Source organism: Spirilliplanes yamanashiensis (genome assembly GCF_016863475.1).
Lineage (GTDB): Bacteria > Actinomycetota > Actinomycetes > Mycobacteriales > Micromonosporaceae > Spirilliplanes > Spirilliplanes yamanashiensis.
In genome coordinates this window covers 259,112-286,033 of the sequence record NZ_BOOY01000001.1, presented here as the reverse complement: position 1 = coordinate 286,033, position 26,922 = coordinate 259,112, and the positions used below count along the sequence as shown (strand labels likewise).

30 protein-coding genes are annotated in these 26,922 nt (G+C 73.8%); 12 read left to right on the top strand and 18 right to left on the bottom strand.

The features are described 5' to 3' along the window. Positions 1–52 precede the first annotated feature (52 nt). Positions 53–304: a hypothetical protein gene (locus Sya03_RS01350; RefSeq protein WP_203936262.1), complete on the bottom strand. Its 252-nt coding sequence runs from the start codon at positions 302–304 to the stop codon at positions 53–55. On the opposite strand from Sya03_RS01350, the gene Sya03_RS01345 reads away from it, so the two are divergent. Further along, the gene (locus Sya03_RS01345) at positions 273–1,484 is read left to right on the top strand and encodes a DNA recombination protein RmuC (protein ID WP_203936228.1); all 1,212 of its coding nucleotides are present in this window, start codon (positions 273–275) and stop codon (positions 1,482–1,484) included. The genes Sya03_RS01350 and Sya03_RS01345 overlap by 32 nt on opposite strands. 184 nt (positions 1,485–1,668) lie before the next feature. On the opposite strand, the gene Sya03_RS01340 is transcribed toward Sya03_RS01345, so the two are convergent. Further along, positions 1,669–2,409: a hypothetical protein gene (locus Sya03_RS01340; protein WP_203936227.1), complete on the bottom strand. Its 741-nt coding sequence runs from the start codon at positions 2,407–2,409 to the stop codon at positions 1,669–1,671. Positions 2,410–2,519: 110 nt separating this feature from the next. Between Sya03_RS01340 and Sya03_RS01335 the strand changes: the two genes are divergently transcribed. Next, positions 2,520–3,584 carry a nucleotide disphospho-sugar-binding domain-containing protein gene (locus tag Sya03_RS01335; protein ID WP_203936226.1) on the top strand — a complete coding sequence of 355 codons (1,065 nt, stop codon included), beginning with the start codon at positions 2,520–2,522 and terminating at the stop codon, positions 3,582–3,584. Here the strand turns inward: Sya03_RS01335 and Sya03_RS01330 are convergent. Beyond that, complete coding sequence (locus Sya03_RS01330; protein ID WP_203936225.1) at positions 3,567–4,631, bottom strand: 4-hydroxy-3-methylbut-2-enyl diphosphate reductase; 1,065 nt, start codon at positions 4,629–4,631, stop codon at positions 3,567–3,569. The two genes, Sya03_RS01335 and Sya03_RS01330, sit on opposite strands and share 18 nt — an antisense overlap. Before the next feature lie 27 nt (positions 4,632–4,658). Here Sya03_RS01330 and Sya03_RS01325 point away from each other — a divergent pair, with 27 nt between their 5' ends. From Sya03_RS01325 to Sya03_RS01315, 3 genes are read left to right on the top strand one after another with little or no spacing between them, the layout of a single operon-like run. Then, positions 4,659–5,168 carry a hypothetical protein gene (locus Sya03_RS01325; RefSeq protein ID WP_203936224.1) on the top strand — a complete coding sequence of 170 codons (510 nt, stop codon included), beginning with the start codon at positions 4,659–4,661 and terminating at the stop codon, positions 5,166–5,168. A gap of 10 nt (positions 5,169–5,178) precedes the next feature. Continuing rightward, entirely contained in the window at positions 5,179–6,417 is a 1,239-nt protein-coding gene (xseA, locus tag Sya03_RS01320; RefSeq protein WP_203936223.1) for an exodeoxyribonuclease VII large subunit, read from the top strand. Then, the gene (locus Sya03_RS01315; protein WP_203936222.1) at positions 6,414–6,620 is read left to right on the top strand and encodes an exodeoxyribonuclease VII small subunit; all 207 of its coding nucleotides are present in this window, start codon (positions 6,414–6,416) and stop codon (positions 6,618–6,620) included. The genes xseA and Sya03_RS01315 overlap by 4 nt, the downstream gene beginning before the upstream one ends. Positions 6,621–6,644: 24 nt before the next feature. Here Sya03_RS01315 and Sya03_RS01310 read toward each other — a convergent pair whose 3' ends face one another. From Sya03_RS01310 to Sya03_RS01295, 4 genes are all read right to left on the bottom strand, one after another. Further along, entirely contained in the window at positions 6,645–7,541 is an 897-nt protein-coding gene (locus Sya03_RS01310) for a hypothetical protein (protein ID WP_203936221.1), read from the bottom strand. Positions 7,542–7,618: 77 nt separating this feature from the next. Next, positions 7,619–8,098 (bottom strand): tetratricopeptide repeat protein, encoded by a 480-nt coding sequence (locus Sya03_RS01305; protein WP_203936220.1) that lies wholly within the window; start codon positions 8,096–8,098, stop codon positions 7,619–7,621. After that, positions 8,095–8,976: a hypothetical protein gene (locus tag Sya03_RS01300; protein ID WP_203936219.1), complete on the bottom strand. Its 882-nt coding sequence runs from the start codon at positions 8,974–8,976 to the stop codon at positions 8,095–8,097. Before Sya03_RS01300 ends, Sya03_RS01305 begins: the two co-directional genes overlap by 4 nt. A gap of 75 nt (positions 8,977–9,051) precedes the next feature. Beyond that, a complete protein-coding gene (locus tag Sya03_RS01295) occupies positions 9,052–9,603 on the bottom strand; it encodes a DUF4245 domain-containing protein (RefSeq protein WP_203936218.1) in 552 nt (183 codons plus the stop codon). Between the two features lie 138 nt (positions 9,604–9,741). Between Sya03_RS01295 and glpX the strand changes: the two genes are divergently transcribed. Together glpX and Sya03_RS01285 are read left to right on the top strand one after the other, a co-directional pair. Then, positions 9,742–10,749, top strand: a complete 1,008-nt coding sequence (gene glpX / locus Sya03_RS01290) for a class II fructose-bisphosphatase (protein WP_203936217.1) — start codon at positions 9,742–9,744, stop codon at positions 10,747–10,749. Beyond that, the gene (locus tag Sya03_RS01285; protein WP_203936216.1) at positions 10,746–11,717 is read left to right on the top strand and encodes a DMT family transporter; all 972 of its coding nucleotides are present in this window, start codon (positions 10,746–10,748) and stop codon (positions 11,715–11,717) included. Before glpX ends, Sya03_RS01285 begins: the two co-directional genes overlap by 4 nt. Before the next feature lie 18 nt (positions 11,718–11,735). On the opposite strand, the gene Sya03_RS01280 is transcribed toward Sya03_RS01285, so the two are convergent. From Sya03_RS01280 to phoH2, 5 genes are all read right to left on the bottom strand, one after another. After that, positions 11,736–13,175 (bottom strand): sialidase family protein, encoded by a 1,440-nt coding sequence (locus Sya03_RS01280; protein WP_203936215.1) that lies wholly within the window; start codon positions 13,173–13,175, stop codon positions 11,736–11,738. Between the two features lie 52 nt (positions 13,176–13,227). Beyond that, positions 13,228–13,866, bottom strand: coding sequence for a rhomboid family intramembrane serine protease (locus tag Sya03_RS01275; protein WP_203936214.1), 639 nt, complete (start codon positions 13,864–13,866; stop codon positions 13,228–13,230). Positions 13,867–13,915: 49 nt separating this feature from the next. Further along, complete coding sequence (locus Sya03_RS01270) at positions 13,916–14,704, bottom strand: S1 family serine peptidase (protein WP_203936213.1); 789 nt, start codon at positions 14,702–14,704, stop codon at positions 13,916–13,918. A gap of 93 nt (positions 14,705–14,797) precedes the next feature. Continuing rightward, a complete protein-coding gene (locus tag Sya03_RS01265; RefSeq protein ID WP_203936212.1) occupies positions 14,798–15,505 on the bottom strand; it encodes an aggregation-promoting factor C-terminal-like domain-containing protein in 708 nt (235 codons plus the stop codon). Between the two features lie 288 nt (positions 15,506–15,793). Then, positions 15,794–17,173, bottom strand: coding sequence for an RNA 5'-3' helicase PhoH2 (phoH2, locus tag Sya03_RS01260; RefSeq protein ID WP_370871903.1), 1,380 nt, complete (start codon positions 17,171–17,173; stop codon positions 15,794–15,796). A 262-nt stretch (positions 17,174–17,435) separates the two neighbouring features. On the opposite strand from phoH2, the gene otsB reads away from it, so the two are divergent. Further along, on the top strand, positions 17,436–18,242 hold the full coding sequence (gene otsB, locus Sya03_RS01255) for a trehalose-phosphatase (protein WP_203936261.1): 807 nt from the start codon (positions 17,436–17,438) through the stop codon (positions 18,240–18,242). A gap of 49 nt (positions 18,243–18,291) precedes the next feature. After that, on the top strand, positions 18,292–19,437 hold the full coding sequence (locus Sya03_RS01250; RefSeq protein ID WP_203936210.1) for a phosphotransferase: 1,146 nt from the start codon (positions 18,292–18,294) through the stop codon (positions 19,435–19,437). Positions 19,438–19,457: 20 nt separating this feature from the next. Here Sya03_RS01250 and Sya03_RS01245 read toward each other — a convergent pair whose 3' ends face one another. From Sya03_RS01245 to Sya03_RS01220, 6 genes are read right to left on the bottom strand one after another with little or no spacing between them, the layout of a single operon-like run. After that, on the bottom strand, positions 19,458–19,757 hold the full coding sequence (locus tag Sya03_RS01245; RefSeq protein WP_203936209.1) for a hypothetical protein: 300 nt from the start codon (positions 19,755–19,757) through the stop codon (positions 19,458–19,460). 5 nt (positions 19,758–19,762) lie between these two features. Beyond that, positions 19,763–19,990, bottom strand: coding sequence for a hypothetical protein (locus tag Sya03_RS01240; protein ID WP_203936208.1), 228 nt, complete (start codon positions 19,988–19,990; stop codon positions 19,763–19,765). 17 nt (positions 19,991–20,007) lie between these two features. Then, positions 20,008–20,778, bottom strand: a complete 771-nt coding sequence (locus Sya03_RS01235) for an isoprenyl transferase (protein ID WP_203936207.1) — start codon at positions 20,776–20,778, stop codon at positions 20,008–20,010. Between the two features lie 31 nt (positions 20,779–20,809). Continuing rightward, complete coding sequence (locus tag Sya03_RS01230; RefSeq protein WP_203936260.1) at positions 20,810–21,910, bottom strand: NAD(P)/FAD-dependent oxidoreductase; 1,101 nt, start codon at positions 21,908–21,910, stop codon at positions 20,810–20,812. Beyond that, entirely contained in the window at positions 21,910–22,749 is an 840-nt protein-coding gene (locus tag Sya03_RS01225) for a hypothetical protein (RefSeq protein WP_203936206.1), read from the bottom strand. The genes Sya03_RS01230 and Sya03_RS01225 overlap by 1 nt, the downstream gene beginning before the upstream one ends. A gap of 30 nt (positions 22,750–22,779) precedes the next feature. Further along, the gene (locus Sya03_RS01220) at positions 22,780–24,618 is read right to left on the bottom strand and encodes a phosphoenolpyruvate carboxykinase (GTP) (RefSeq protein WP_203936205.1); all 1,839 of its coding nucleotides are present in this window, start codon (positions 24,616–24,618) and stop codon (positions 22,780–22,782) included. A 293-nt stretch (positions 24,619–24,911) separates the two neighbouring features. On the opposite strand from Sya03_RS01220, the gene Sya03_RS01215 reads away from it, so the two are divergent. The 3 genes from Sya03_RS01215 (at position 24,912) to Sya03_RS01205 (ending at position 26,921) form a co-directional block, all read left to right on the top strand. After that, the gene (locus tag Sya03_RS01215) at positions 24,912–25,637 is read left to right on the top strand and encodes a sigma-70 family RNA polymerase sigma factor (protein ID WP_203936204.1); all 726 of its coding nucleotides are present in this window, start codon (positions 24,912–24,914) and stop codon (positions 25,635–25,637) included. 85 nt (positions 25,638–25,722) lie between these two features. Next, complete coding sequence (locus Sya03_RS01210) at positions 25,723–26,268, top strand: GtrA family protein (RefSeq protein WP_239107035.1); 546 nt, start codon at positions 25,723–25,725, stop codon at positions 26,266–26,268. Between the two features lie 56 nt (positions 26,269–26,324). Continuing rightward, positions 26,325–26,921 carry a GtrA family protein gene (locus Sya03_RS01205; protein WP_203936203.1) on the top strand — a complete coding sequence of 199 codons (597 nt, stop codon included), beginning with the start codon at positions 26,325–26,327 and terminating at the stop codon, positions 26,919–26,921. Position 26,922 lies beyond the last annotated feature (1 nt).

Sequence of the window (26,922 nt, the reverse complement as noted above, 5' to 3'; positions counted from 1 at the left end):
CGGGCCGGGACTCTCCGACCCGCTTCAGCCTCTGGACGCGGCCGGGCGGAGTTCAGTGGAGCCGATCGTGGCGGTTCGCGTAGGCGGCGTCTTCTGCGTTCGCCAGTAGGTACTGCCGGCGGCGCTGGGCCCGCGACACGGCGATCACCGCGACCGCCCCGGCGATCAGGAGCACGAGCAGGACGAACAGCAGAGATCCCCTCGCATTTCGACGGTACTCGCCGTGTCGCGTCGCGCACGTCTGGTCGTACCCCTGTGACAAGCTGCGGAGCGTGACTGTCGGAACCGTGGCCGTGGTGATCATCTGTCTGGCGGTGGGCGGCGCGCTGGGCTGGTTCGCGGCCCGCGCGCGCTCCGGCGCCGACGTGGCGCGCCTGGAGGCCACGCTGCAGGCCACCCGGGACGGCGAGGGCCGGCTGGAGGCGTCCATGCGCTCCCTGTCGTACGAGGCGACGGCCCAGTCGCAGGAGGCCGTCGCGCGCGCGGTGGCGCCGTTGCACGAGACCCTGCGCCGGTACGAGCAGCGCGTCGCCGAACTGGAACGCGACCGCGTCGACGCGTACGCGGAGCTGCGCGAACAGGTGCGGGCCATGGGCAGCGTCTCCGGCGAGCTGCGCACCGAGACGAAGCAGCTCGTGGCCGCGCTGCGCGCCCCGCAGGTCCGCGGCCGCTGGGGCGAGCACCAGCTGCGCCGCATCGTGGAGGCGGCCGGCCTGCTCGACCACTGCGACTTCTCGGAACAGGTCACCGCCGCCACCGACCACCAGGGCGTCCGCCCCGACCTGGTGGTGCGCCTGCACGGCGGCCGCACCGTGGTGGTCGACGCGAAGGCCCCGCTGGACGCGTACCTGTCCGCGACGGAGGCCCGCGAGGAACGCGACCGCGACGCCTGCCTCGACCGGCACGCCCGCCACCTGCGCGGCCACGTCGACGCGCTGGCCGCGAAGGCGTACTGGTCGGCGTTCGACCAGAGCCCGGAGTTCGTGGTGCTGTTCGTGCCCGCCGACCCGTTCCTGGACGCCGCCCTGCAGCGCGACCCGAGCCTGCTGGAGCACGCCTTCAGCCGCAACGTCGTCCTGGCCACCCCGGCCACCCTGATCGCCCTGCTGCGCACGGTCGCGTACACGTGGCGCCAGGAGGCCCTGGCCCGCAACGCGGCGGCCGTCCACACGCTGGCCCGCGAGCTGTACGGCCGCCTGTCCACCCTCGGCGACCACGTCGGCAAGCTCGGCGGCGCGCTGGGCGGCGCGGTGACCGCCTACAACCGCGCGGTCGGCTCATTGGAGGCGCGGGTGCTGGTCAGCGCCCGCAAGCTCGCCGACCTGGGCGTCTCCGACGACGAGCTGCCCGCCCCGCCGCAGGTGGAGGTCACCCCGCGCCAGCCGCAGGCCCCGGAACTGCTGCCCACCGTGGACGAGCTGACGGCCCTGCGCACGGCCCGTTTCGGCGAACCGGCTGCTCACGACCGCCGCTCGGCCCCCTGACCGCCGGGCCCATGACCCCGGGCGCCCGGACCGCCGAGTCCTGACCGCCGAGTCCTGACCGCCGACGCCCTGCCTGTCGACGCCCTGCCTGCCGGCGCCCGCCCCGCAGGCGCCGCGCCTGCCGCCCTCCGCTTGCCCGGGGACGGCCGGCTTGCCTGAGGGCGCTCAGCTAGAGACGGGCAGGCTATCCGCCCGGCTGGCCGGCAGGTCCGGGCTGGTGCTGCTCCCACGTGGGGTGGGGGTTCGGCTGCGGCTCCCAGGCCTGGGGCCCGGGCTGAGGCTGGACCCAACCCTCGTGGTGGGCGGCGTGGGTCTCGGCGGATGACCGGTGAGCGGCCGGCTGGTCCCACCCCGGCTGCACCGAGGCTTGGTTCTGCGCGTCCCACCCCTGCTGCGGGCCCCAACCCTGCTGCGGAGCCTGCGCCTGCGGCCACCCCGGCTGAGCGGGCGCAGCACCCTGGTGGACAGGGACCGGGTGACCCGGCGCCGCGTACGGTTGAGAACTCCACCCCTGCTGCTGCACAGCCGGCTGATGCGGAGCCCCCCAGGCCTGCGACTGCCCGCCCTGCGCGTACCCCACCGGCTGCTGCCCGCCGAAGGCGGAGGCGGCGGCGGCGGCGACCGGAGGCTGCCCGGCCTCCGCGGCCCGATCGCCGCGCCGCCGGCGCGCCACCGTCACGATGCGCGCCGCCCCGCCGAGCGTCATGGCCGTGCCGGCCAGCAGCGCACCCCAGGCGATGAGGGTGTCGTGCTGCTTCTGCTCGGCGTAGCTGCGAGTGGTGCTGGTGCCCTTGCGGGTCTGGACGCACTCGTCGCCGGGTTGCATGGTGCGCCCGCCGCAGGTGACGTCGCTCTGGCTCAGCATGCCGACGGCGACGGCCAGGATGACCGCCCCGAAGACGGCGACGCCGAAGCGGTTGTTCATGAGCCGATTGACCACTGTTGCGCCCCTCCCCCGTGTGAAGCCGCCGTACTGTACCGACATCAGCACGACCCCCGCTGCCCCCTGTGGACAGACCTGAGAGGAGCGTCGACATGAGGGTTCTCGTCGTGGCCGCGCCGCTGGTGGGACACCTGTTGCCGCTGGTGCCGCTGGCCCGGGCGCTGAAGGAGGCCGGGCACGAGGTGTTGCTGGCGAGCGGTGGTGACGCGATCGGGGTGGCGACTCCGGGGTTGCCGAAGCGGGACGTGGCGCCGGGGGTGAGTGTGGGCCGGGCGGCGCTGCCGCTGGTGGTGCGGCATCCCCGGCTGATGCGGTTGGAGTTGCAGGGGCGGGCGGGGGTGCGGGCGGTGGCGCCGTTGTTCGCACGGATCGCCCGGAAGATGGGGCCGTTGACGGATGCGCTGGTGGAGCAGTGGCAGCCGGATCTGGTGCTGGTGGAGCCGCTGGCGGTGGCGGGGGCGCTGGCGGCGCGGCGCACCGGGACGCGGACGGTGGTGGTGGAGAACAGCCTGTTCGACGGGCGGGTGCTGGCGGAGGCGGTGGCGGCCGAGGTGGGCAAGCCGTTCGTGGTGGGTGAGCTGGTGACGATCGCCCCGCCGAGTGTGGTGGGGGCGCGGGCGGGCACGCCGGTGCGGGCGGTGCCGTTCTCGGGGGGCGGGGACGTGCCGGAGTGGCTGGCGCGGCGGGGTGACCGGCCGCGGGTGGTCGTCAGTTACAGCACGGTGCGGTCGCCGGGCGGCGGGGGTGATCCGACGGCGGCGGTGGTGGCGGCCGCGCCGGGGGTGGACGCGGAGTTCGTGCTGGTGCGGGGGCCGCGGAAGGGGTTGCCGGCGAACGTGCGAACGGTGGGGCGGGTGCCGTTGCACCTGGTGCTGCCGCACGCGGACGCGTTCGTGCACCACGGCGGGGCGGGCAGTGTGCTGGGGGCGCTGGCGGAGGGGGTGCCGCAGCTGGTGGTGCCGGGTGCGGGTGACCGCCGGTTCAACGCGGAGGCGGTGCAGCGGCGCGGTGCGGGCATGGCGGTGGACGCGGCCGCGATCTCGGCCGCGGACCTGGAGCGGCTGCTGACCGACGAGGGGGTGCGGGCGGCGGCGCGGGAGGTGCGCGACGAGATGGCGGCGATGCCGGCGCCGGCGGAACTAGCCCAGCGGCTGTGACAGCGCGGCCTTCTTCATGTCGCGCTTGAGTTCCTGCGGCAGGGAGAAGGTGAGCCGCTCGTCGGCGGTCACGAATTCGGTGACCTCGCCGAAGCCGCGTGCGGCCAGGAACTCGAGGACCTGCATGACCAGCTCGTCGGGGACGCTGGCGCCGGAGGTGAGGCCGACGGTGGTGACGCCGTCGAGCCACTCCTCGCGGATCTCGTGGGCGTAGTCGATGAGGTGGCCGGCGCGGGCGCCCGCGTCGACGGCGACCTCGACGAGACGCACGGAGTTGGACGAGTTGCGGGAGCCGACGACGAGCATCACGTCGCACTGCTCGGCGATCTCCTTGACCGCGAGCTGGCGGTTGGAGGTGGCGTAGCAGATGTCGTCGGACGGCGGGGACTGCAGCAGCGGCAGCCGGGTCTTGAGCCGGGCGACGGTCTCCATGGTCTCGTCGACGCTGAGGGTGGTCTGGGACAGCCAGACGACCTTGGCCGGGTCGCGGACGACGACCTTGTCGGCGTCCTCGGGGCCGTCGATGAGCTGGATGTGCGCGGGGGCCTCGCCGGAGGTGCCGATGACCTCCTCGTGGCCCTCGTGGCCGATGAGCAGGATGTCGTAGTCGTCGGCGGCGAACCGGCGGGCCTCGTGGTGGACCTTGGTGACGAGCGGGCAGGTGGCGTCGATGGCGCGCAGGTTGCGCTCACGGGCCTGCTCGTGGACCTCGGGGGCGACGCCGTGGGCGGAGAAGATGACGGTGGCGCCCTCGGGCACCTCCTCGTTCTCCTCCACGAAGACGGCGCCCTGCGCCTCGAGAGTGGTGACCACGTGCTTGTTGTGCACGATCTGCTTGCGCACGTAGATCGGGGCGCCGTAGAGCTTCAGCGCCTCTTCGACCGTCTGCACGGCCCGGTCGACGCCGGCGCAGTAGCCACGCGGCTTGGCCAGGAGCACACGCTTACGGGTCTCGGTCACCCGGCCATGGTACGTGCCCCGCGCCGCGCACGACCGGCCTGTGGACAGCGCCACAGCGGGACCGCGGCGCCCGTTTCCGGCGCACATCACCACAGATCGGGCGATACTGAAGGCGTGGAGACGGCCCTGTCGGCGCGCCGCCTCGGCGGGCAGATCCTGGTGTCCGCCGCGGGCGCGCTCGGCATGATCGCCGGGCTGATGGTGCTGCTCGACCAGCTCGGCTCCCCCGAACGGGTGCGGGAGTCGCTGGTCGCGGGCGCGGTCGCCACCGCCGGCGGCGCGGCGCTGATCTTCCTGCCCCGGCTCGGGTTGCGGGTGCGCCCGGTGGGCGTGATCGCCACGGCCGTGGTCGCGCTGGCCGGCACGGCGGCGAGCCTCGTCCAGGTCAAGGAGACCACCGGCGGCATGTACGCCTACCTGGTCGGTCGCGGCTACCCGTTCCTGCCGCTGCGCCGCGGCGACACGGGCGAGACGCCGGGCGAGGCGCAGCGGGCCGCGCTGGCCAAGCCGTGGAACTTCCACTGGACGCCGTTCCTCGCCGACCTGGCGTTCTGGGCGTTCGCCGGGGTGCTGCTGGTGATCGTGGTGGCGCTGGTGCGCAAGGCTGTCGGCCGCCGCCCGTAGGCTGGGCCGCGTGACGGACACCGACGCCGGGGGCGTGCCGAGGAGCACCGCCGAGGAGCCGTGGCCGGTGCGCGTCGTCAGCCAGAAGGTCGGCGCGTGGATCGCCAAGCTGGGCTGGGTGTGGGTCGACGGGCAGGTCGCGCAGATCAGCCGCCGGCCGGGCGCCTCGGTCGTGTTCCTCACGCTGCGCGACCCGTCGGCCGACCTGAGCCTCACGGTCACCGCGCACCGCGACGTGCTCGACGCGGGCGCGCCCGAGCTGGCCGAGGGCGCCCGGGTCACCCTGCACGCCAAGCCCGAGTTCTACCCGGCGCGCGGCACGCTCAGCCTGCGCGCCGACGAGATCCGCCAGGTCGGGCTGGGCGAGCTGCTGGCCCGGCTGGAGAAGCTGAAGAAGCTGCTCGCCGCCGAGGGCCTGTTCGCCCGCGAGCGCAAGCGCCGGCCACCGTTCCTGCCGCGCCGGGTCGGGCTCATCACCGGCCGCGCCTCCGCCGCCGAGCGCGACGTGCTGATGAACACGCGCCGGCGCTGGCCCGCCGTCGACATCCGGGTGCTCAACGTGCCCGTGCAGGGCCCGACGGCCGTCCCGCAGATCATCGACGCGCTCAAGGTGCTCGACAACGACGACACGGTCGACGTCATCGTGCTGGCCCGCGGCGGCGGCAGCGTCGAGGACCTGCTGCCGTTCTCCGACGAGGCCCTGTGCCGCGCCGTGTTCGGCTGCCGCACGCCCGTGGTCAGCGCGATCGGCCACGAGACGGACGCCCCGCTGGTCGACTACGTCGCCGACGTGCGCGCGTCCACGCCGACCGACGCGGCCAAGCGCATCGTGCCCGACCTGGCCGAGGAGTCCCGCCTCATCGACCAGGCGCGGCGCCGCCTCGACCGGGCCGTCGCCACCATGCTCGACCGCGAGACCCACCGCATCGAGGCGTGGCGGTCGCGGCCGTCGCTGGCCCGGCCCGAGGCGATGATCGAGCAGCGCGCCGCCGACGTCGTCGCCCTGCGCGACCGGGCCGGGCGCAGCCTCGACGTGCGGCTGCGGGCCGCGGGCGAGGAGCTGCGGCACACCGTGGCGCAGCTGCGGGCCCTGTCGCCCGCCGCGACGCTGGAGCGCGGCTACGCCATCGTGCAGCGCGCCGACGGCCACGTCGTCCGCGCGGCGTCCGAGGTCACGCCGGGCGACATTCTCCGGGTACGCCTCGCCGAGGGCGAGCTGCGCGTCACCGCCGAGCAGGAGCAGGGATGAGCGACGAGACACTGAGCTACGAGCAGGCGCGCACCGAGCTGGCGTCGGTGGTGGAGCGGCTGGAGACCGGCGGCAGCTCGCTGGAGGAGTCGCTGGCGCTGTGGGAGCGCGGCGAGAAGCTCGCCGACATCTGCCAGGGCTGGCTGGACGGCGCGCGGGACCGCATCGACACGGCCCGGCGGGCCCGCACCGAAGGCGCCTGACGCCTCCGGTGCGGGTGGCCGCGGCTACCGGTTGAGCATCTCGTACGTCTGCGCGGTGGCCTCGCGCGTCTCGGCGGCCGGCGGTGCCTCGACGGGCTTGCCGGTGCCGTACCCGGTGATGGTGGTCTTGTACTCGCCGGCGGTGTTGCTGCCGACGCCCGGGACGTCGATCGTCAGCGAGGCGAGGCGGCCCTGGGCGTCGAGGGTGGCGACGAACGGCACGGCCTTGAGCTTCTCGGCGTGCTGCGTCAGCTCCTTGGACGTCCACAGCTGCTGGCCCGGGCCCGACCTGGTGGCGTCCAGGGTGCCGGCGTAGCTGCCGTCGGCCTGCTTCTCGGCGGTCACGACCCCGTCGAGCAGGGCGGCGGAGCCGGTGATGTCGGGGTTGGCGGCGTCGAAGCGGGTGGCCATCTTGCTGGTGACCTTGGCGGTGTCGAGCTTCGACCAGTACTTGCCGCTGAACATCTCCTGCATCTGCTTCAGGGTGTCGGCGAGCTTCTTCATCTCGGGGCTGTCGCCGAGCTCGCCGAGGTCGCCGAGGTCCTGGCCCGCATCGCCGAGGTCCATCTTGATCTTCATGAAGTGGTCGGTGCCGACCACGCGGAACTCGAACGTGCCCTTGGCCTCGGGGTCGGTGGACTCCGACACGAGCGAGGCGCTGGTGCTGGCCATGTGGGCGTTGCCGGTGGCGTTCTGGTCGACGGCGGCGACGGTGAAGGTGTAGTCGCCCTTCTTCAGCTCGGCCGTCGAGGCGGCGAGGGCGGCCTTCGGGTCGGCGGGCACGGCCGGGGCCGTGGTGGCGCCCGGACCGGCGCCGGCGTCGGCGCCGGCGCCGGCGGTGCCGGCGTTGTTGCAGCCGGCGAGCGCCAGGCCGGTGGCCAGGGCGAGCGCGGCGATGGTTCCCCGTGTGGTGGTGCGCATGGTGGTGTGTCACTCCGAACGGTGCGAGGGATGAGCGGCGGGAGCCTATCGGCCGGACGGCCCCCGCCGCTGCCCCGTCAGAGCGAGCGGGCGTACGCCGCCAGGGACCGCTGGTACCGCGGCAGGTGGCGGGACAGGGCGCCCAGCGCGAGCCCCAGCGCCTCGCGTTCGCGGCCCACGTCGGCGAGGGCGAGCGCGAGGAACGCGCGCACGGCGTCGTCGAGGTGGTCGGTGCCGCGGCCCAGCTCGGCCGTGAGCAGGGCGACGCTCTCCGGGGCCCGGCCGAGGTTGCGCAGCGAGCTGGCGAGCTGGATGACGGCGCGGCGGCGCCGCTCACCCGTCAGGCCGCCCGCGAGCGCGCGCTCGTAGAGCGGCACGGCCTCGGCGGGGCTGCCGGTGGAGTCGCGGGCGGCGGCGCGCTCGAACGCCCCGACCGGGTCGTCCGGGGCGAGTTCGGCGGCGAGGTCGTCGACCAGCGCCCGGAACGGGCCCGGCTCGAGCGTGTCGAGCCGGCCCCAGGCGTCGGCGAGGCGCTGCTCCCAGGCGGGCGTCGTCATCGGCCGTTGAGCACGTCGTACATGTCGTCGGTCATCCTGATCGTGTCGCCCGTCGCCGGCTTGGTCTGCAGCGCGGCGGCCCCGTAGCCGGTGACCTCGATGGTCTCCCGGTGGGCCTTCTGCTCGCCCATCGCCGGCAGGTCGAGCACCAGCTTGACCAGCCGGCCCTCGCCGTCGAGCGTCGCCGCGTACGGGACCTTGCCGGCGGCCTTGAGGTCGAGGACCTCCTCGGAGTCCCACGGGACCTGGTCGGCCTTGACCGTGCTCAGGTCGAGGTCGCCGGTGATGGTGTCGCCGGCCCGGGTGGCGGACCGTGCCGTCGACAGCAGGTACGAGGCGCCGGTGGCGTCGGGGTGCTCGAAGCCGTTGAAGCCCTCGCCGAACTCGTCCACCCGCTTGGGGTCGATGACCAGCCACTTCTTGCCGGCGACCATCGCGGTGAGGGTCTTGAGCTGCTTGGCCATCTTGGCGATCTCGGGGCTCTGGTCGGCGAGCTGCTCCAGCTCGGCCGGGGACGGCATGTCCTCGCCGAGGTCCAGCTCCATCTTCAGCTTGACCCAGCGGTCCTTGCCGACGACCAGATAGGCGAACTCGCCGCCGTCGGCGGAGGTGTCGACGACCGTCAGCAGCGCCGACTGGGGCAGGTGCACGACGCCCTCGTACGACTGGGCGCCGCCCTTCATCGTGTAGGTGTAGTTGCCCTTGGAGAGCTGGATCGTGGACTTGACCAGCGAGTCCGTGGCCGGCTCGGCGGCGGTGGCGGCCGGGGCGCCGGCGGCGGGGCGGTCGGCCTTGCCGCTCGTCGTGCACCCGGTCAGGGCCAGGGTGGCCGAGGTGAGCAGGGCGAAGCCCGCGAGGGTCCCCCGTGGAATGCGCACTGGAAGTACTCCGTACTGGAAGGGGCGGGAGGGTCGCGCCGCACTGTAGACGAGCGGCACGACATCCACAGCCCCTCAGCTCACGGCCGCCGCCAGCTCACGCAGCGTGGGCTCGTCGGTGGCGCCGACGACGACGATCGTGCGTCCGGCCTCGCGCAGCACCAGGGCGGGTTCGCCGCGGGTGCTGTCGTAGCGCTGCCAGCTGACGGCGTCGACCGCGACGGGGCCGCCGGCCTTCGCGGTGTCGCCCAGCTCGCGGGCGAGCAGCTGGTCGGCGGGGACGCTGCTCTGCACGAGCAGCGCGGGCTCGGCGTCGGGGGTGACGTAGCCGAGGCGCAGGGTGGCGCCGTCGGCGGGGCGCTGGAAGCGGGCGCTGGTGACGGTCCAGCCGTCGGGCAGCGGCCCGGGCTCGGCGACGGGGAACGCCCCGGAGGCGCGGGCGTCGGCGATCGCCTGGGCGGGGCTGACGGCGATGGGCTTGTCGCCGTCGAACAGGTACTTCTGCGCGCCCACCACGATGGCGATGGGCACGAGCAGGACGAGCAGCGACATCGCCATGTCCCGCGGCCTGCGGCCGGAGCGCGCGGGCTGGACGGGGGCGGGCGAGGTGGGTTCGGCGGCTTCCACGCCTCCATCATCGTCCATGCACCCCGCCGACCAGCTCACACCCTGGGGACAGCGCCCCGCCCGCCGTGCCAGGATCGGGGGACCGCCGGGCTGTGAGCGTCCGGTGACCGACCCGCAGCGTCGCGAGGAGGCCGTTCCATGACCGCCAACGTCCCGCAGGATCTCGACCGCAACATCGCCCTCGAACTGGTCCGGGTGACGGAGGCGGCGGCGATGGCCGCCGGGCGCTGGGTGGGCCGTGGCGACAAGAACGGCGGGGACGGCGCCGCCGTGGACGCCATGCGCAAGCTGATCAACTCGATCCAGATGCGCGGCGTGGTGGTGATCGGCGAGGGCGAGAAGGACGAGGCGCCCATGCTCTACAACGGCGAGCAGGTCGGCGACGGCACCGGTCCCGAGGTGGACGTGGCGGTCGACCCGATCGACGGCACCACGCTGATGAGCAAGGGCATGCCGGGCGCGGTGGCGGTGCTGGCGGTCGCCGAGCGCGGCGCGATGTTCGACCCGAGCGCCGTCTTCTACATGGAGAAGATCGCGGTGGGCCCGGACTGCGCCGACGTGGTCGACATCAACGCGGGCGTGACGGAAAACCTGCGGCGCATCGCGAAGGTGCGCCGGGTGTCGGTGTCCGACGTGACGGTCTGCATCCTGGACCGGCCGCGGCACGCCGCCCTGGTCGACGAGGTGCGCCAGGCCGGCGCGAACATCCGGTTCATCTCCGACGGCGACATCGCCGGGGCCATCTCGGCGGCCCGCTCGGAGAGCGACGTCGACGTGCTGATGGGCATCGGCGGCACCCCGGAGGGCATCACGGCCGCGTGCGCGCTGAAGTGCATGGGCGGCATGATTCAGGCGAAGCTGTGGCCGCGCGACGACGCGGAGCGGGAGAAGGCGCTGGCCGGCGGCCACGACCTCGACCGGGTGCTCACCACCGACGACCTGGTGACCGGCGACAACTGCTTCTTCGTCGCCACCGGCGTCACCACCGGCGACCTGCTCAAGGGCGTGCGGTACCGGGCGGACGGCGCGCATACCCAGTCGATCGTCATGCGGTCCAAGAGCGGCACGATCCGGGTCATCGACTCGTGGCACCGGCTGGAGAAGATCCAGGCGTACTCGGCGGTCGACTTCGCCGGGCGGGCATGACGGTCGCTCCCCCGGCCGTCGCGCCGGTTCCCGTCAGCGCCGGCCGCCGGGCCGCCGGCGTCGCCGCGGCGATCCTCTGCGGCGTCGCGCTGGCCGCGCAGACCCGGATCAACGGCGAGCTGGCCGTGCGGATCGACGACGGCATCGCCGCCGCGGTCGTCTCGTTCGGCTCGGGCCTGCTGCTGCTGGCCGTCCTGGTGCCGGCGATGCCCGCCGGGCGGCGGGGGCTGCGGCGGCTGCGCGAGGCGCTGCGCGGCGGCGGACTGCGGCCGGTGCAGCTGCTCGGCGGCGCGTGCGGCGCCTTCCTCGTGGCGAGCCAGGGCCTGACGGTGGCCACGCTGGGCGTCGCGGTGTTCATCGTGGCCGTGGTGGCGGGCCAGTCCACCAGCGGCCTGCTCGTCGACCACGCGGGCGCCGGGCCGGCCGGGCGTCAGCCGGTCACGGCGGCGCGGATCGGCGGCTCGGTCCTGACGGTGCTGGCCGTGCTGCTGTCGGTGGCGGACCGGCTCGGCCACCCCGGCACGCTGGTGCTGGCGCTGCTGCCGCTGGCGGCGGGCGTCGGCATCGCCTGGCAGCAGGCCGTCAACGGACACGTGCGGGCCGTGTCGGGCAGCGCGATGGTCGCCGGGTTCGTCAACTTCACCGCGGGCACGGTCGTGCTGCTGGTCGCGCTGGCCGTCGACCTGGCCGTCCGCGGCCGCCCGGACGCGCTGCCCGCCGACTGGTGGCTCTACACGGGCGGGCCGATCGGCATCGTCTTCATCGCGCTGGGCGCGGCCGTCGTGCGGTACACGGGCGTCCTGCTGCTGGGCCTGGGCATGATCGCGGGCCAGGTGACGGGCGCGGTCGCCCTCGACCTGCTGGTTCCCGCCTCCGCGGGCCGCCCGGCCGGGACGACCCTGGCCGGGGCCGCCCTCACGCTGGTGGCGGTGCTGATCGCGGTGCTGCCCGCGCGCCGGCGCCGCTGACCGCCGCGGCGGGCCACCTCAGCGCGCCGCCCGCAGCGCCACCGCCGCCCCCGGCGCCGCCGCCACCACCGCGACGAGCACCCCCCACCATGGGACGAGCGGCCCCCGGGCGACGAGCACCGCGAACGCTGCGGCCGGCAGGGCGGCCGCGAGCAGCGCGCCGAGCCACACCCGCAGCGCCCACCGGCGGTGGACCGTGGAGCGGCCGCTGACGACGGTCACGTGGGTGATCGCGCCGGACAGCGCCGCCAGGACGACGAGCAGCGCCACGAAGTACAGGAAATACGTGAGCGCGGTGTGCGCCGGCACCAGGTACAGGCCGGCGGTGAGCGCGAGCAGCAGCGCGACGGCCGCCGGGCTGAGCCAGCCGGCCGCCCGCCCGGCGCGGTGGCCCTGGCGGGCGGCGCCGAGGGTGGCGGCGAGGAACGCCAGCAGCAGGGTGAGCAGCCCCGCCTTGATCACCTCGTGCTCGGTGACCATGACCGGTTCGGGGCGGGCGGCGCCGGGCTGGGGCAGTTCCGGGCCTTCGGGGCCGACGCCGGCCGGGAAGCCGAGCCGTTCCCAGGTGCCGTCCGCGCGGCGGAGGGCCAGGCCGTCGGCCTCGTTGGCGACCAGCACGACGTGGCCGCCGCCGGGGACGTCGAGCACGGCGACGGACTGCGAGCGCGGCGGCTCGTCGTGCCGGCGCCGCACGTCCGGGTCGAGCGCCCAGTCGCGCCGCCAGGTGGCGCCGGCGTCGGCGCTGCGGTCGACGGCGGCGGCGCCGCGCACGACGCGGTAGCAGACCCGCCGGTCGGTGGTGGAGCAGGCCATCGCGGCGGGGTCGGGGACGGGGTCGTCGCCGCGCGTCCAGGTCGCGCCGTGGTCGGTGCTCGTCACCGTGTGGCCGTCGTCCGCCGCGTCGCCCACGTTGCGGTAGTAGGCGACGAGCACGCCGTCGCGGGCGCCCACGGCGGTGGCGCTGTCGATGGTGACGGCGCTGGTGGCGGCCACGCCGGCCAGGGCCAGCGGCAGCAGCACCGCGGCCCGCACCGCGCGCGTCGCCCGGCCGGCCGCCGGCGTCGCCGTGCGCCAGGCCAGCCACGACAGGGCCAGCGCGGGCAGTGCCAGCAGGTCGGTGGCGTCGGCCACCACGTGCGACGGTACGGCCAGCGACCACACCCCGGAGGCCAGCGCCGCCCCGTACGCGTTGCTCTTGAGCAGCACGAACCCGGCGCCGGTGGTCAGGACGGCGGCGCGGGCGGGCAGCCGCAGCGCCAGCGCGAGCAGCGGCGGCGCGAGGACCAGCCCGGCGGCGTCGCTGAGCTTGCCGGTCCACCACGACGGGTGGGCGGCCTTGAGGACGTGGTCGTTGACGAGCAGCAGGGCGAGGGCCAGCACGACGAGGGGATGGCCGAGCCAGGCGAGCGCGGCCCGTGCGGTGGTCCCCCGTGGCGCCGCCGGGACGTCGACAATCATGCCCGCAGCGTCCCAGCGGGCGGTCACGGGCGGGGCACACCCCTGTGACGGGTCAGAGGTCGTCGATGGCGTCGCGGATGCGGGGCCGGCGGGCGCGGAAGATGATCGCGGCGATGACGCCCGCGCACAGCCCGATCAGGTGCCCCTGCCAGGAGACGGGTCCGTCGGTCGGCAGCACGTTGTAGAGCTGGTACCAGTACAGGAGCCCGACCAGGGCGGAGACGCCGAGGTTCCACCAGCTGCGCTCGACGAGGCCCCGGGTGACGAGCAGGCCGAGGTAGCCGAAGATGACGCCGCTGGCGCCGACGACGACGCTGTTCGGGTCGCCGATGAACCACACGCCGACGCCGCTGACCAGGATGATCAGCACCGTGGACCAGACGAACCGGCGCCAGCCGGCGGCCAGCACGAACGTGCCGAGCAGGATGAGCGGCACGCTGTTGCCGTAGAGGTGGTCCCAGTTGGCGTGCAGGAACGGGCTGAACACCACGCCGTCGATGCCGTCGAGGTGCCGCGGGATGATGCCGCCGGCCAGGTCGAGGCCGAGGCGCGCCCACACGTCGATCGCCTCGATGAGGAACAACACGGGGACGACGGCGCACATGGCGACGAACGCCCGCCCCAGCGCCGCGTAGAACTCCTCGGTGCCGAATCGGGTGGCCGGCTCGCCGCGCGCCGTGTCGTAGCCCATGCGATCGATGCTTCCAGGCGATCAGCCGTCCTGCCACCCGGGGTTCGGGTCAACCGAGCTTGGCGGCGGCCTTGGCGATCGCGGACCGGAACGCCGACACCTGGGTGTAGACGCCGGGGAACTCGGGCCGGGCGCAGCCGATGCCCCAGCTGACGATGCCGACCTGCAGCCAGCGGCCCTTGCCGTCGCGGCGCAGCAGCGGGCCGCCGGAGTCGCCCTGGCAGGCGTCGACGCCGCGCTTGCCGGCGCAGAGGGAGTCCTTCGTCACCAGCGTGACGCCCACCTTGGCGTACGCCTTGGCGCAGGCGGAGTCGCCGATCGCGGGCACCTCGGCCCAGCGCAGCCGCCGCTGCTGGGTGCGGTTCTCCTCGGTGACCTGGCCCCAGCCGGCGACGGTGTAGGTGCCCTTGTCGTACCCGGTGCCGGGGGTGAGTGTCACGGTGGGCAGCTTGAGGGCGCGGTCGAGCTTGACCAGGGCCCAGTCGTCGCCGCTCATCTCGTTGGTGAAGCCCGGCGCCCGGACGACGGAGACGGACCGGGCGCGCACCGCGGACGGCGAGCCGAGGTCGGCGGCGCCGGCGGTGACGACGATGCTGGTGTCGCGGCCGGTGCGCCCGACGCAGTGTGCGGCGGTGAGCACGACCCGCGGCGAGTAGAGGGTGCCGCCGCAGCCCATGGAGAGCCGGACGATCCAGGGGAACTGGCCCTGGGTGGCGGTGTCGCCGCCGACGACCTCGAGGACCGGCTCGTCCGGCCGCGCCTGCGCGGGGGCCTGGGCGACGCCGATGGCGAGCACGAGCGCGACGACGGACGCGACTTTCAGGGCGTTTCGGAGCATTTGTCCATTGGAACAGCTCGGCGGTCCCCCGCCCACGACAACGGGGCACGAGTCGCGACTCGTGCCCCGTTCGTCCGATGCTGCGGTCGGCCGCTAGTACCAGCCGACGTCCTGCGAGTGGCCCCAGGCGGCACAGGGCGTCTTGTAGCGGCCCTTGATGTAGCCGAGGCCCCACTTGATCTGGGTCGCCGGGTTGGTCCGCCAGTCGGAGCCGGCCGACGCCATCTTGCTGCCCGGCAGCGACTGCGGGATGCCGTAGGCGCCCGAGCTGCGGTTCTGGGCCTTGTGGTTGAAGCCGCTCTCCTTGGTCCAGAGCTTGTCGAGGCAGGCCATCTGCTCCAGGCTGTAGCCGCGGTCGACCAGCAGGGCGCAGGCGGTGGCGCGGTTGCCCTTGTACTCGCCGCACGACTCCGGGATGGGGCCGGTGAAGGGGACGGTCGCGCCGTCGCCGGCGGCCGCCTTCTTCTTCTCCTCGGCGGCCTTCTTCTCCGCGGCCTTCTTCTTGATCACCGCGGCCTCGAGCTTGCGCGACTTGGCGGCGGCCGCCTTCGCGGCGCTCGCGGCCTTCTCGGCGGCGTCCGCCTGGGCGGCACGCTGGGATGCGCGGGCGGCCGCGTGTTCCGCGTGCCGCTCCTTGAGCAGGTCGAGTTCCGCCTGCTCGGTGAGGACGATCTCGTCCTGCGCGGCGGTGCGCTGCTGGGTCTGGTGGTCCTGACCGAGGTACACGCCGCCGATCACACCGGTGACCAGCAGGGCTACCGCCAGGGCTCGGATACCGACCCGGCTCCACAGCCGACTCACGAAATGGTCCCTTCGTCGGGGGCTAGGACGCGGCGCGCCCAGGCCGCCCGAGGTCGGGCGACTCGTGTACGCCGCAAGCACTCTCCGACTACGGGATCACTCGTCGTGACCCCCACGGAACGGGAGGGCGGGCCCTGAGAGTGGATCTCCGCAGGGTGGGCCGCGTGCCGGTGCTCGTCAGACACCATGGCGCACTGTGAAGGCGATGTGAAACGACGACACGGTGTTGTGAAATGGATCACACCGCCTATCACAGCAAAACGGTCCGAAACGCCTCCCCGCCATGCTTTACAGCGGGATGTCCTCCAACAGGTCGGTCACCACCTCGGCGATCGGAGACCTTTCGGACCGAGTGAGGGTCACATGGGCGAACAGCTCGTGGCCCTTCAGCGCCTCGATCACGGCGGTCACGCCGTCGTGCCGGCCGACCCGGAGGTTGTCACGCTGCGCTACGTCGTGGGTCAGCACCACGCGCGAACCCTGCCCGATCCGGGACAGCACCGTCAGCAGGACGCCCCGCTCCAGCGACTGCGCCTCGTCGACGATCACGAACGCGTCGTGCAGGCTGCGGCCCCGGATGTGGGTCAGCGGCAGCACCTCGAGCATCCCGCGGCCGAGGATCTCGTCCATGACGTTGTCGTGCACCACCGCGCCCAGGGTGTCGAACACCGCCTGCGCCCACGGCGACATCTTCTCGCTCTCGCTGCCGGGCAGGTAGCCCAGCTCCTGGCCGCCGACGGCGTACAGCGGGCGGAAGACGACCACCTTCTTGTGCTTGCCGCGCTCCATCGTCTGCTCGAGGCCCGCGCACAGCGCCAGCGCCGACTTGCCGGTGCCGGCCCGGCCGCCCAGCGACACGATGCCGATGGAGTCGTCCATCAGCAGGTCGAGCGCCACCCGCTGCTCGGCGGAGCGGCCCCGCAGGCCGAACGCGTCCCGGTCGCCGCGGACCAGCCGGATCGTCTTGTCCGGCAGCACCCGGGCCAGGCCCGAGCCGCGCGGCGAGTGCACCACCAGGCCCGTGTGGGTGGGGTAGCCGGCCGCGTCGCCCACGTCGATGGTCTCGCCCGCGTACAGCTGACCGACCTGCTCCTCGGACAGCTCCAGGTCCGCCATGCCGGTCCACGTCGGGTCCATCGCCTGGCCGAAGCGGTACTCGTCGGCCGTCAGGCCCACCGACGCCGCCTTCACCCGCAGCGGCATGTCCTTGCTGACCAGGGTGACCTCGCGGCCCTCCACCGCCAGCCCCAGCGCCACCGACAGGATGCGCGCGTCGTTCGACTCGTTGCGGAAGCCCAGCGGCAGCACCGAGTCGTCGGCGTGGTTCAGCTCGACCCGCAGCGTGCCGCCCTCGTCGTTGGCCGGGACCGGCTCGTCGAGGCGGCCGTGCTTGATCCGCAGGTCGTCCAGCATCCGCAGCGCCTGGCGGGCGAACCAGCCCAGCTCGGGATGGTGCCGCTTGCCCTCCAGCTCGGAGATGACCACCAGCGGCAGCACGATCTCGTGATCGGAGAACCTTCGGAACGCGGCCGGGTCGGACAGCAGGACGGACGTGTCGAGGACGAACACCCGGCTGGTGGATACGGGCTCCGCGTCGGCGAGAACGGACCGCGGGGCGCGGCGCGCGGTGCGGCTGCCGGTGGCGGCGTCGGTGCGGCGAGTGGTCACAGGCCATCTCCAACGGGCGTGCACCCGAACCACCCGTGTCCGCCCTCACCGGCGCCCGGAACGTTCACGGGGTCGGATGCAGGCCCCGTGGCGCATACATCGCAGGTCCGGGCCGGCCGGCTGGCTCGGGACGACCCCTCGCCATGACTAGACGCTAGCGGCAGCAAGCCAGGCTTAGCTAGTACGAGCTCGATCGCCGCGCCGAAGCAACCGGGACGCAACCGAAACGCGACCGGCGCGCAACCGTCCCCGGACGGGTACGCTGACACCCGTGCCGCAGTCTTCCCCCACCGCCGCCGAGGCGTGGCAGCTGACCGCCGAGCGGGCCTCCGAGGCCGCCCTCTTCTTCGACTTCGACGGCGTGCTGGCCCCCGTCGAGGACGACCCCGACGCCGTCCAGCCGGTGCCCGCGGTCATGGCGTCGCTGGAGGCGCTCGCCGGGGCTGTCAGCCGCGTCGCCATCGTCAGCGCCCGCCCGGTCAGCTTCCTGCGCGACCGGTTCGCCGCACTGCAGCACGTCGACCTCTACGGGCTGTACGGCCTGGAGGTGCTGCACGAGGGCGAGATCGTCACCGTGCCCGCCGCCGAGCCGTGGGTGCCCGTGATGGAGGAGCTGGCCGGCCGGGCCCGCGCCGAGCTGCCCGCGGGCACGCTGGTCGAGTTCAAGCGGCTGAGCGTCGCGCTGCACTACCGCACCAACCCCGACCAGGGGCCCACCATCGAGCGCTGGGGCCGCGAGCAGGCCGAGCGGCTCGGCCTCAAGGTGCAGGGCGGCCGCATGGTCGTCGAGCTGAAGCCCCCGGTCGACCAGGACAAGGGCATGGTCATCGGCGAGGCCGTCAAGGAGCTGGGCTGCGCCTGGTACTTCGGCGACGACATGTCCGACATCAAGGCGTTCGACGCGCTGCGCGCCCGCGAGGCCGTCGACCCGAAGTTCATGGGCATGTGCGTGGCCGTGGCGAACCCGGAGACGGGCGCCGAGGTGTCCAACGCCGCCGACCTGACGCTCGACTCGCCGCACGCCGTCGCCGACTTCCTGGCCGGGGCACTGCCCGCCTTCGCGCGCTAGCGCGGCGATCCGACAGCGCAACCGCCCCGCCAGGGGCGACGATAGGCGCATGACCTGGACTGTCGACGAGCTGCTCGGACCGAAGACGCCGGAGGCCGCCCCCGAGGACGCGGGCACCGCCCTGGCCGTGCTCGTCGACGAGGCGCTCCACCGCAAGATCGACCGCGCGTCGGTGGCGGTCACCCCGGTGACCTACGAGATGGGCTCCATCTCGACCGGCGCGCTGGCCCGCGTGCACGGCCGCGACCTGGACGGCGAGCACTGGTCGATCTTCGTGAAGGTCATCCAGCACCCGCGGCACTGGCCGCTGCTGCACATCCTGCCCGAGCCGATGGCCACCGAGATCCTCGAGCTGTTCCCGTGGCGCGCCGAGCTGTGCGCGTGGGAGCAGCCGTTCGCCGGGATGCTGCCCGACGGCATGCGCGTCCCCGCGCTGTACCGGGTCGCGGACCTGGGCGACGACCGGCTGGCGCTGTGGATGGAGGACGTGCACGCGTCCTCGGAGGTGTGGAACCTGGCCCGCTACGCGCGCGCGGCGCGGCTGCTCGGCCGCCTCAACGCCCGGGGCGCCCGCCCGGAGGTGATGGCCCAGGCGCCGCAGCCGCCCGGCTTCGTCACCCGCAGGTTCGCCGACAGCATCCCGGTCCGCGGCCTGCACGCCCTCGCCGACGACGCCGTGTGGGCCCACCCGTGGCTGGCGGAGCACGCCGGCCTGCGCGCCGACCTGCTGGCGCTGGCCGAGCGGATCCCCGCGGCGCTCGACCGCCTCGACGCCCTGCCGCAGTCGATGGGCCACAACGACGCCTGCCCGCAGAACCTGCTGGTGCCGGCGGACGCCCCGGAGACGTTCGTGGTGATCGACGCCCAGTTCCAGTCGGCGAGCGCGGTCGGCGCCGACCTGGCGCAGCTGCTCGTCGGCATGGTGCACGCCGGCGAGCACCGGGTGGCCGAGCTGCCCGCCGTGCAGTCGATCATCGGCGACGCGTACCTGACCGGCCTGTCCGACGAGGGCGTCGTCGAGGACGCGGACGAGGTCCGGCTGGGCTTCCTGGGCATGCTGCTGATCCGCAGCGGCTTCACGTCCCTGCCGTACGAGCTGATGGACCGCACCGACGACCCGGTGGCGGCGGGCGCCTTCGCCGAGCGGGTGGCCCTGACCCGCTACATCGCCGACCAGACGCGGGACCTGTTCTAGGGCCGGCCGTCGGACACCGGCTACTGGAACCAGGCACAGGTAGCGAGGGACGAGCCGATCATCTCTCCGGTCAGCGACTGGATCCGGAAGTGGGTCGTCTCGGCCCCGGGCCCGTCGAGATGCAACATGACCGCCGGATCCCCATCCCGCAGGGACTCCGCGATGACACCCCCGACTTTCGAGCAGTCCGACACATCTCGCAGCTCGACGACCAGGGCGTCCGGACGTCGGCAGACATAGCCCGCCTGCTCGAGACGTCGCCGGAGGGTGGCGGTCTGCACCGTCGAGGCGCCGATCAAGGCCACCGATATGTCAGGCATGCCAGTTAACTATTCCCAACTTCGGCGAAGTTCAGGGGCGTACATCCCAGCCCCTTGACGCCGGCGCCGACGAACATCGACACGACCCGCGAGGTGCCGGCCTCCCACCGGAAGGCGGGAATGGAATGGAAGCGCGGGTACGGTGTCAGCCAGTCGTGATCCGTGACGTGGATCGGAAACGCCTCGACCCCGCCGGTCACCCACCCGTACTCGTTTACGTCGAGGTCGGCCATGTATGCCATCGCGCGTTCTAGGCGCCGAAGCGGCGCTGGCGGGCCGCGTACGAGCGCAGCGCCCGGAGGAAGTCGACGCGGCGGAAGTCCGGCCAGTTGGCGTCGTGGAAGTAGAACTCGGAGTGCGCCGACTGCCACAGCAGGAAGCCGGACAGCCGCTGCTCGCCGCTGGTGCGGATGACCAGGTCGGGGTCGGGCTGGCCGCGGGTGTAGAGGTGCTGGGCGATGTGCTCGACGTCGAGGATCTCGGCCAGTTCCTCCAGGGTGCGGCCGGCGGCGGCGTGCTCGTGGAGCAGGGAGCGGACGGCGTCGGCGATCTCGCGGCGGCCGCCGTAGCCGACGGCCATGTTGACCTCGACGCCGCCGGTGCGGTCGCGGGTCTTCTCCTGGGCCGCCTTCAGGGTGGTGGCGGTGGCGGCGGGCAGCAGGTCGAGGGCGCCGACCATGCGCAGGCGCCACGGGTTGCCGTCCTCGGCCAGCTCGGTGGCGAGGTCCTCGATGATCTGCACGAGCGGGTCGAGTTCCTCGGCGGCGCGGCGCAGGTTGTCGGTGGCGAGCAGGTAGAGGGTGACGTGGCCGATGCCGGCCTGGTCGCACCAGCCGAGCAGCTCCTTGATGCGCTGCGCGCCGACGCGGTGGCCGTCGTTGGGGTCGACGTAGCCCATCTCGCGGGCCCAGCGGCGGTTGCCGTCGCACATGACCCCGACGTGCTGCGGCACCGGCTTGCCGGCGAGCTTGCCGGCGAGCCGCCGCTCGTACACGGAGTAGGCGAGGTCCCGCAGCTTCATCGGTGTCAGGGTAGCCACCGCGGGGCCGCGCTCACGCGGTGGTCACCAGTTCGCCACCGATCCTGCACAGAGTGCGCACATCGAGGTGGCCGTCGCCGAGGCCCAGGTCGACGACCCGGCCGAACACGCGGGCGTCGCGGTGGGCGGCCCGCACGGCGGCGTCGACGAAGCGCGGGGCCCGGCTGAGCCAGGCCGCCGCGCCGGAGTGCCGCAGGTGCCGGCCGAGCCGCGCGCGCAGCGCCGCCGCGTACCGCCGGGCCGGGTCGGGGCCGATGGCGGCGGCGCCGGCGAGCGCGCCGGACAGCACCGCGTAGAAGATGCCCTCGCCGGTGAACGGGTTGATGAGCGACAGCGCGTCGCCCGCGAGCAGGACCCGGCCGCGGCCCGGCGGCGGGCGGTGGGTGGACAGCGGCAGGTGGTGGGCCCGCAGGCTGTCGGGTTCGGCGCCGGGCAGCAGACGGGCGAGGCGGTCCAGCAGGTACGCCCGGCTGAGCGCCGGTCCGCGCAGCACCTCGCCGTAGCCGACGTTGGCCCGGCCGTCGCCGATGGGGAACGACCAGGCGTACGCGGGCCAGCGGGCGCGGGTGGTGACGATGAGCTGCTCGACCGGGCCGGGCGGGGCGGCGGCGTAGCCGCGGATGGCCAGGGCGAGGTGGCCGGGCGGGTTGGGGTCGTACCCGAGCAGGCGCCGGACCAGCGACGACGCCCCGTCCGCGCCGATCAGGGTGCGCGCCGACCACCGGCCGTCGATGTCGACGGGGTCGCCGGGGTCGATCCGGCGCACGGTGTGCCGGCGCAGGTCGGCGCCGGCGGCGACGGCCGCCGCGACGAGGCGGGCGTCGAAGACGGCCCGGGGCACGGTGTGCGCGACGCGCGGCAGCGGCCGGGCGACGGCGGCGCCGCCGGGGCCGACGAGGCGCAGCGCGGGCACCGGGGCGTAGCCGTCGGTGAGGCCGGTGACGCCGAGGCCGGCCAGGACGTCGAGGGTGTGCGGGGCGATGCCGTCGCCGCACGGCTTGTCGCGCGGGAACGCGGCCCGGTCGAGCAGCAGCACGGACGCCCCGGCGCGGCGGGCGGCGAGCGCGGCGGCGGCGCCGGCCGGTCCCGCGCCGACGACCGCCACGTCGTAGATCACGACACGAGGACCTGGTCGCGGGCGGGTTCGCGGCCGGCGCGGCGCAGCCCGTACGCGGCGAGCAGCACGGCGGCGACGACCGGGGCGCCGTCGCGGACGAGCCCGTCGGGGCCGAGCAGCAGCCAGCACAGCGGCAGGTGCACGGCGAGCACGGCGACGCCGACGCCGAGCAGGAAGGTGCGCGCCCACGCCTTGCCCCGCAGCAGGAACAGCGTGGTGCCGGCGACGAACCAGCTCTGCGCGATGGCGGCGGCGAACCAGGCGACGACGGCGGCCAGCGACGCCACGCCGTTGCGGCCGAGCTCGCCGCCCGCCGCGAGGGCGGGGACGATCATCAGCGGCGTCCAGGTGAACGCGGCCGTGCGGGCGGTCAGCAGCCAGCCGCTCAGCTCGGGGCGGCTGGGGCGGCCCTCCTGCCAGCGCAGCCCCTCGCCGGTGACGACCAGCCGGTTGGCGTGCCGCACGTGCCAGGCCAACAGCGCCGGGTGCCGGTAGAGCAGCACGACGACGGTGACGCACAGCGCGGTGAGCACGCCGAAGCCGACGAGCCCGGGCAGCGGCGGCAGCCCTTCGCGGGGCAGGACGAGCCGGGCGACGGCGAAGATGGTGGTGGCGGCGAGGATCAGGCCGAGCGGGCGGGCGCTGGCCCGGCCCTTGCGCACGTGCCAGATGAGCACCAGCCAGCCGACGGTGCGCAGCAGCGCCCAGCCGGTGCGCACGGCCAGGCCGAAGCCCTGCTCGTCGGCGTAGCGCAGGTTGAGCAGCTCGACCGTGACGGTCGCGGCCGCGGTGAGGACGAGCAGGACGGTGAGCACTCGGACGGCCGTGGGTCGCACGGCCGTCCGAATACCCACTGATCGGGGTCGCTACGCGAGCCGGGCGCGCAGCGCGTCCAGCTCGGTGGCGAGCACGGCGGGCAGCTTGTCGCCCATCGTGGCGAACCACTCGGCGATGCCGGGCAGCTCGGCGCGCCACTCGTCGGCGTCGACGCGCAGCGCCAGCTCGACGTCGGCGGGGTCGGTGTCCAGCCCGGACAGGTCGAGCGCGCCCGGCGGGGGCACCATGCCGACGGGGGTCTCGACGGCGGGGGCGGTGCCGTCGAGGCGCCCGGCGATCCAGGCCAGCACGCGGCTGTTCTCGCCGAAGCCGGGCCACAGGAACCGGCCGTCGTCGCCGCGGCGGAACCAGTTGACGTAGAAGACCTTCGGCAGCTTGGCGGCGTCGCCGGCCCGCTTCTCCATGTCGATCCAGTGCGCGAAGTAGTCGCCGGCGTGGTAGCCGATGAACGGCAGCATCGCCATCGGGTCGCGGCGCACCACGCCGACCTTGCCGGTCGCGGCGGCGGTGGTCTCGGACGACAGGGTGGCGCCCAGGAACACGCCGTGCACCCAGTCGCGGGCCTCGCTGACCAGCGGGACGGTGGTCCGGCGCCGGCCGCCGAACAGGATCGCGTCGATCGGCACGCCGCGCGGGTCGTGGTACTCGGCCGCCAGGGTGGGCGCCTGCGTGATGGGGGTGCAGAACCGGCTGTTCGGGTGGCTGGACGGGCCGTCGCTGTCGGGCGTCCAGTCGTCGCCGTGCCAGTCGGTGAGGTGCGCGGGCGGCTCGCCCATGCCCTCCCACCACACGTCGCCGTCGTCGGTGCGGGCCACGTTGGTGAAGATGGAGTTGCCCTTGGCCAGGGTCTTCATGGCGTTGGGGTTGGTGCGGTGGTCGGTGCCGGGCGCGACGCCGAACAGGCCGTACTCCGGGTTGACGGCCCACAGCCGGCCGTCGTCGCCGAACCGCATCCAGGCGATGTCGTCGCCGACGGTTTCGACCGTCCACCCGGGCAGGGTCGGCTCCAGCATGGCCAGGTTGGTCTTGCCGCAGGCGGACGGGAACGCGCCCGCCACGTACCGCACCACGCCCTGCGGCGAGGTGAGCTTCATGATGAGCATGTGCTCGGCGAGCCAGCCCTCGTCGCGGCCCATGACGCTGGCGATGCGCAGCGCGTAGCACTTCTTGCCGAGCAGGCTGTTGCCGCCGTACCCGGAGCCGTAGCTCCAGATCTCCCGGGTCTCGGGGAAGTGCGAGATGAACTTGGTGTCGTTGCACGGCCAGGCCACGTCGGCGGCGCCGGGCTCGAGCGGCGCGCCGACCGAGTGCAGCGCGCGCACGAACGGGGCGTCGTCGCCCATGGCCGCCAGCACGCTCGCGCCCATCCGGGTCATGATGCGCATGCTGGCCACCACGTACGGGCTGTCGGTGAGCTCGACGCCGAACATCGGCGCTCGAGCGTCGACGGGGCCCATGCAGAACGGGACCACGTACATCGTGCGGCCGGTCATGCAGCCGCGGTACAGCTCGGTCATCGTCAGCTTCATCTCGGCGGGCTCGACCCAGTTGTTGGTCGGCCCGGCGTCGGCGGGGTCCGCCGAGCAGATGAACGTCCGCTCCTCGACCCGCGCCACGTCGGTGGGGTCGGTCCGCGCCCAGAAGGAGTTCGGCCGCTTGGCCGGGTCCAGCCGCACGAGCGTGCCGGCCGCGACGAGGCCGTCGGTGAGTTCGTGCCACTCGGCCTCGGAGCCGTCGCACCAGACGATCCGGTCCGGGGTGGTCAGCCGGGCGATCTCCCGCACCCAGGCGAGCAGGCCGCGGTGGGCGGTCGGCTCGTGCTCGGGGACTCGATCCGCGGCGTCGGTGGGCGTGGTGGAGATGGACATCGGCGACTCCCTCGGTTGGCGTACCAACCCGCGTCGCTCACGCGGCACCTCAGCCTAGAAGCGGCCCGGCTACAAATCATCAGTTTGTGACGTGCTGAGCTTAAGAATCATCAGAATTTGAGGCTCGGTAAGCAATTTCTTTCGAGTGCGCGTTCTATCGCGCACATTCGCGCACGACGCGCCCGTCAAGTGACGCGCCGGTGGCGGGTTTCGCAAATAGGACTTAACACCTTAGGATGACACTTAATCGGGTGTACCACGCTTCCCAGGCCTTACCGCTCCAGGAGGCACAGATGACGTCAGCGCTCCTCGACACCGACACCGACACCGACCTCGTGCACGCCGTGCGCGCCGGCGACACCGCCGCGTACGCCACGCTCTACGAGCGGCACCGCGGCGCCGGCCGGCAGCTGGCGTTCACCCTCGCCTCCGACCCCGCCGACGCCGACGACCTCGTCGCCGAGGCGTTCACCAAGGTCCTCGCCACCCTGCGCGCCGGGCGCGGCCCCCAGGAGTCGTTCCGGGCGTACCTGCTCACCACCCTGCGGCACGTCTGCTACAACCGGGCCCGGGTGGACCGGCGGATCGAGTTCACCGACGACCTCAGCCCGTACGACCCCGGCGTGCCCTTCCACGACACCGCGCTCGCCGGGCTCGAACGCGCCTACGCCGTGCGCGCGTTCCGCCAGCTCCCGCCGCGCTGGCAGGACGTCCTCTGGCACACCGAGGTCGAGGGCCTCGGTCCGGCCGAGACCGCCCCCGTGCTCGGGCTCACCCCCAACGCGGTCGCCGTCCTCGCCCACCGCGCCCGCGAGGGCCTGCGCCGCCTCTACCTCCAGCAGCACATCGCCGGCGCCGCCCACCCCGAGTGCCGGTGGGCCGCCGAACGCCTCGGCGGGCTCGTCCGCGGCCGCCTCGCCGCCCGGGAGCGCGGCCGGCTCGACGCCCATCTGGCCTGGTGCGCCGAGTGCCGCAACCGGCTCGACGCCGTAGCGGAGGCCGACGGCCACTCTGCGTGATTCGCAGGTCACGAATCGGGCCCCGTCGGTTAAGACTCGCCCACGAACGGCGTGCGGCGAGCGCGACCCCGGTAGCCTCGACGCCGTGACCGCGACGTCCGGGGAGCCGTCGACGCCACCCAGACCGGGCGGCGGGTCCGTCGTGGCCCGCTTCCGGGAGCGCTTCGGCCACCTCGTCCACGAGATGGGCAAGTTCGGCACCGTGGGCGCCGTCGCCTTCGCCGTCGACCTGGTCATCTTCACGGCCCTCATCGACAACGACGTCGAGCGCCTCACCGCCAAGACCATCTCCACCGTCATCGCCGCGACCATCGCGTTCATCGGCAACCGGTTCTGGACCTGGCGGCACCGCGAGCGCACCAACCTGCGCCGCGAGTACGGCCTCTACTTCTTCTTCAACACCGTCGGCCTCGGCATCGCCCTCGCCGTGCTGGGCATCAGCCACTACGGGCTCGGCGCGATCTGGCCCCACATCTTCGCGACCAAGTGGGCCGACCTCATCTCCGCCCAGCTCGTCGGCACGGCCTGCGGCACGCTGTTCCGCTTCTGGTCCTACCGCCGCTTCGTCTTCGTCGCCTCGGCCACCCCGCCGCCCGCGCGGTCGCCGCAGCCCGCGGCGGACCAGCGGTGACCAGCCACACCTCCGGTGCGACCACCCACCGCCCCCCACTCCCGTAAGGTTGCCCAATGCCCTCAGCCCGCCAGCTGCTCACACGAGTCAAAGGCCTCGTTCCCGAGGCCTTCGCCTTCGGCGTGATCGGCGCCGGGAACACGGCGCTGTACCTGCTGATCGTCTACGTGCTCGCCGACATCGGCGCCGTCAAGGCCAGCGTCATCGCCACCGTCGTCACCACGACGCTGGCCTACCTCGCCAACCGGCACTGGACGTACCGGCACCGCTCCCGCGCCGCGCTGCGCCGCGAGTACACGCTGTTCTTCGGGTTCAACCTGGCCGGCATGGTCATCCAGTCCGGCAGCCTCGCCGCCGTCAAGTACGGCTTCGGCCTCACCGAGCGCGACGACCTGCACCTGCTGATGGGCGTCACCGTCGTCGGCATCGTCCTGGCCACGATCTTCCGGTTCTGGGCCTACCGCACCTTCGTGTTCCTCAAGCCGGTGCCCGAGCCGGAGCCGGTCGAGCAGGAGCTCGCCGAGCTGGACCCGGCCGCCGGCCTCGCCGACATCACGACGCCGCGCCGCCCCGACCCGGCCGAGCTGGACCCCGTCGACCTCGACGCCGAGCTGGTCGCCGAGCTCGACGCGGAGCGCCGCACCACCCGCTGAC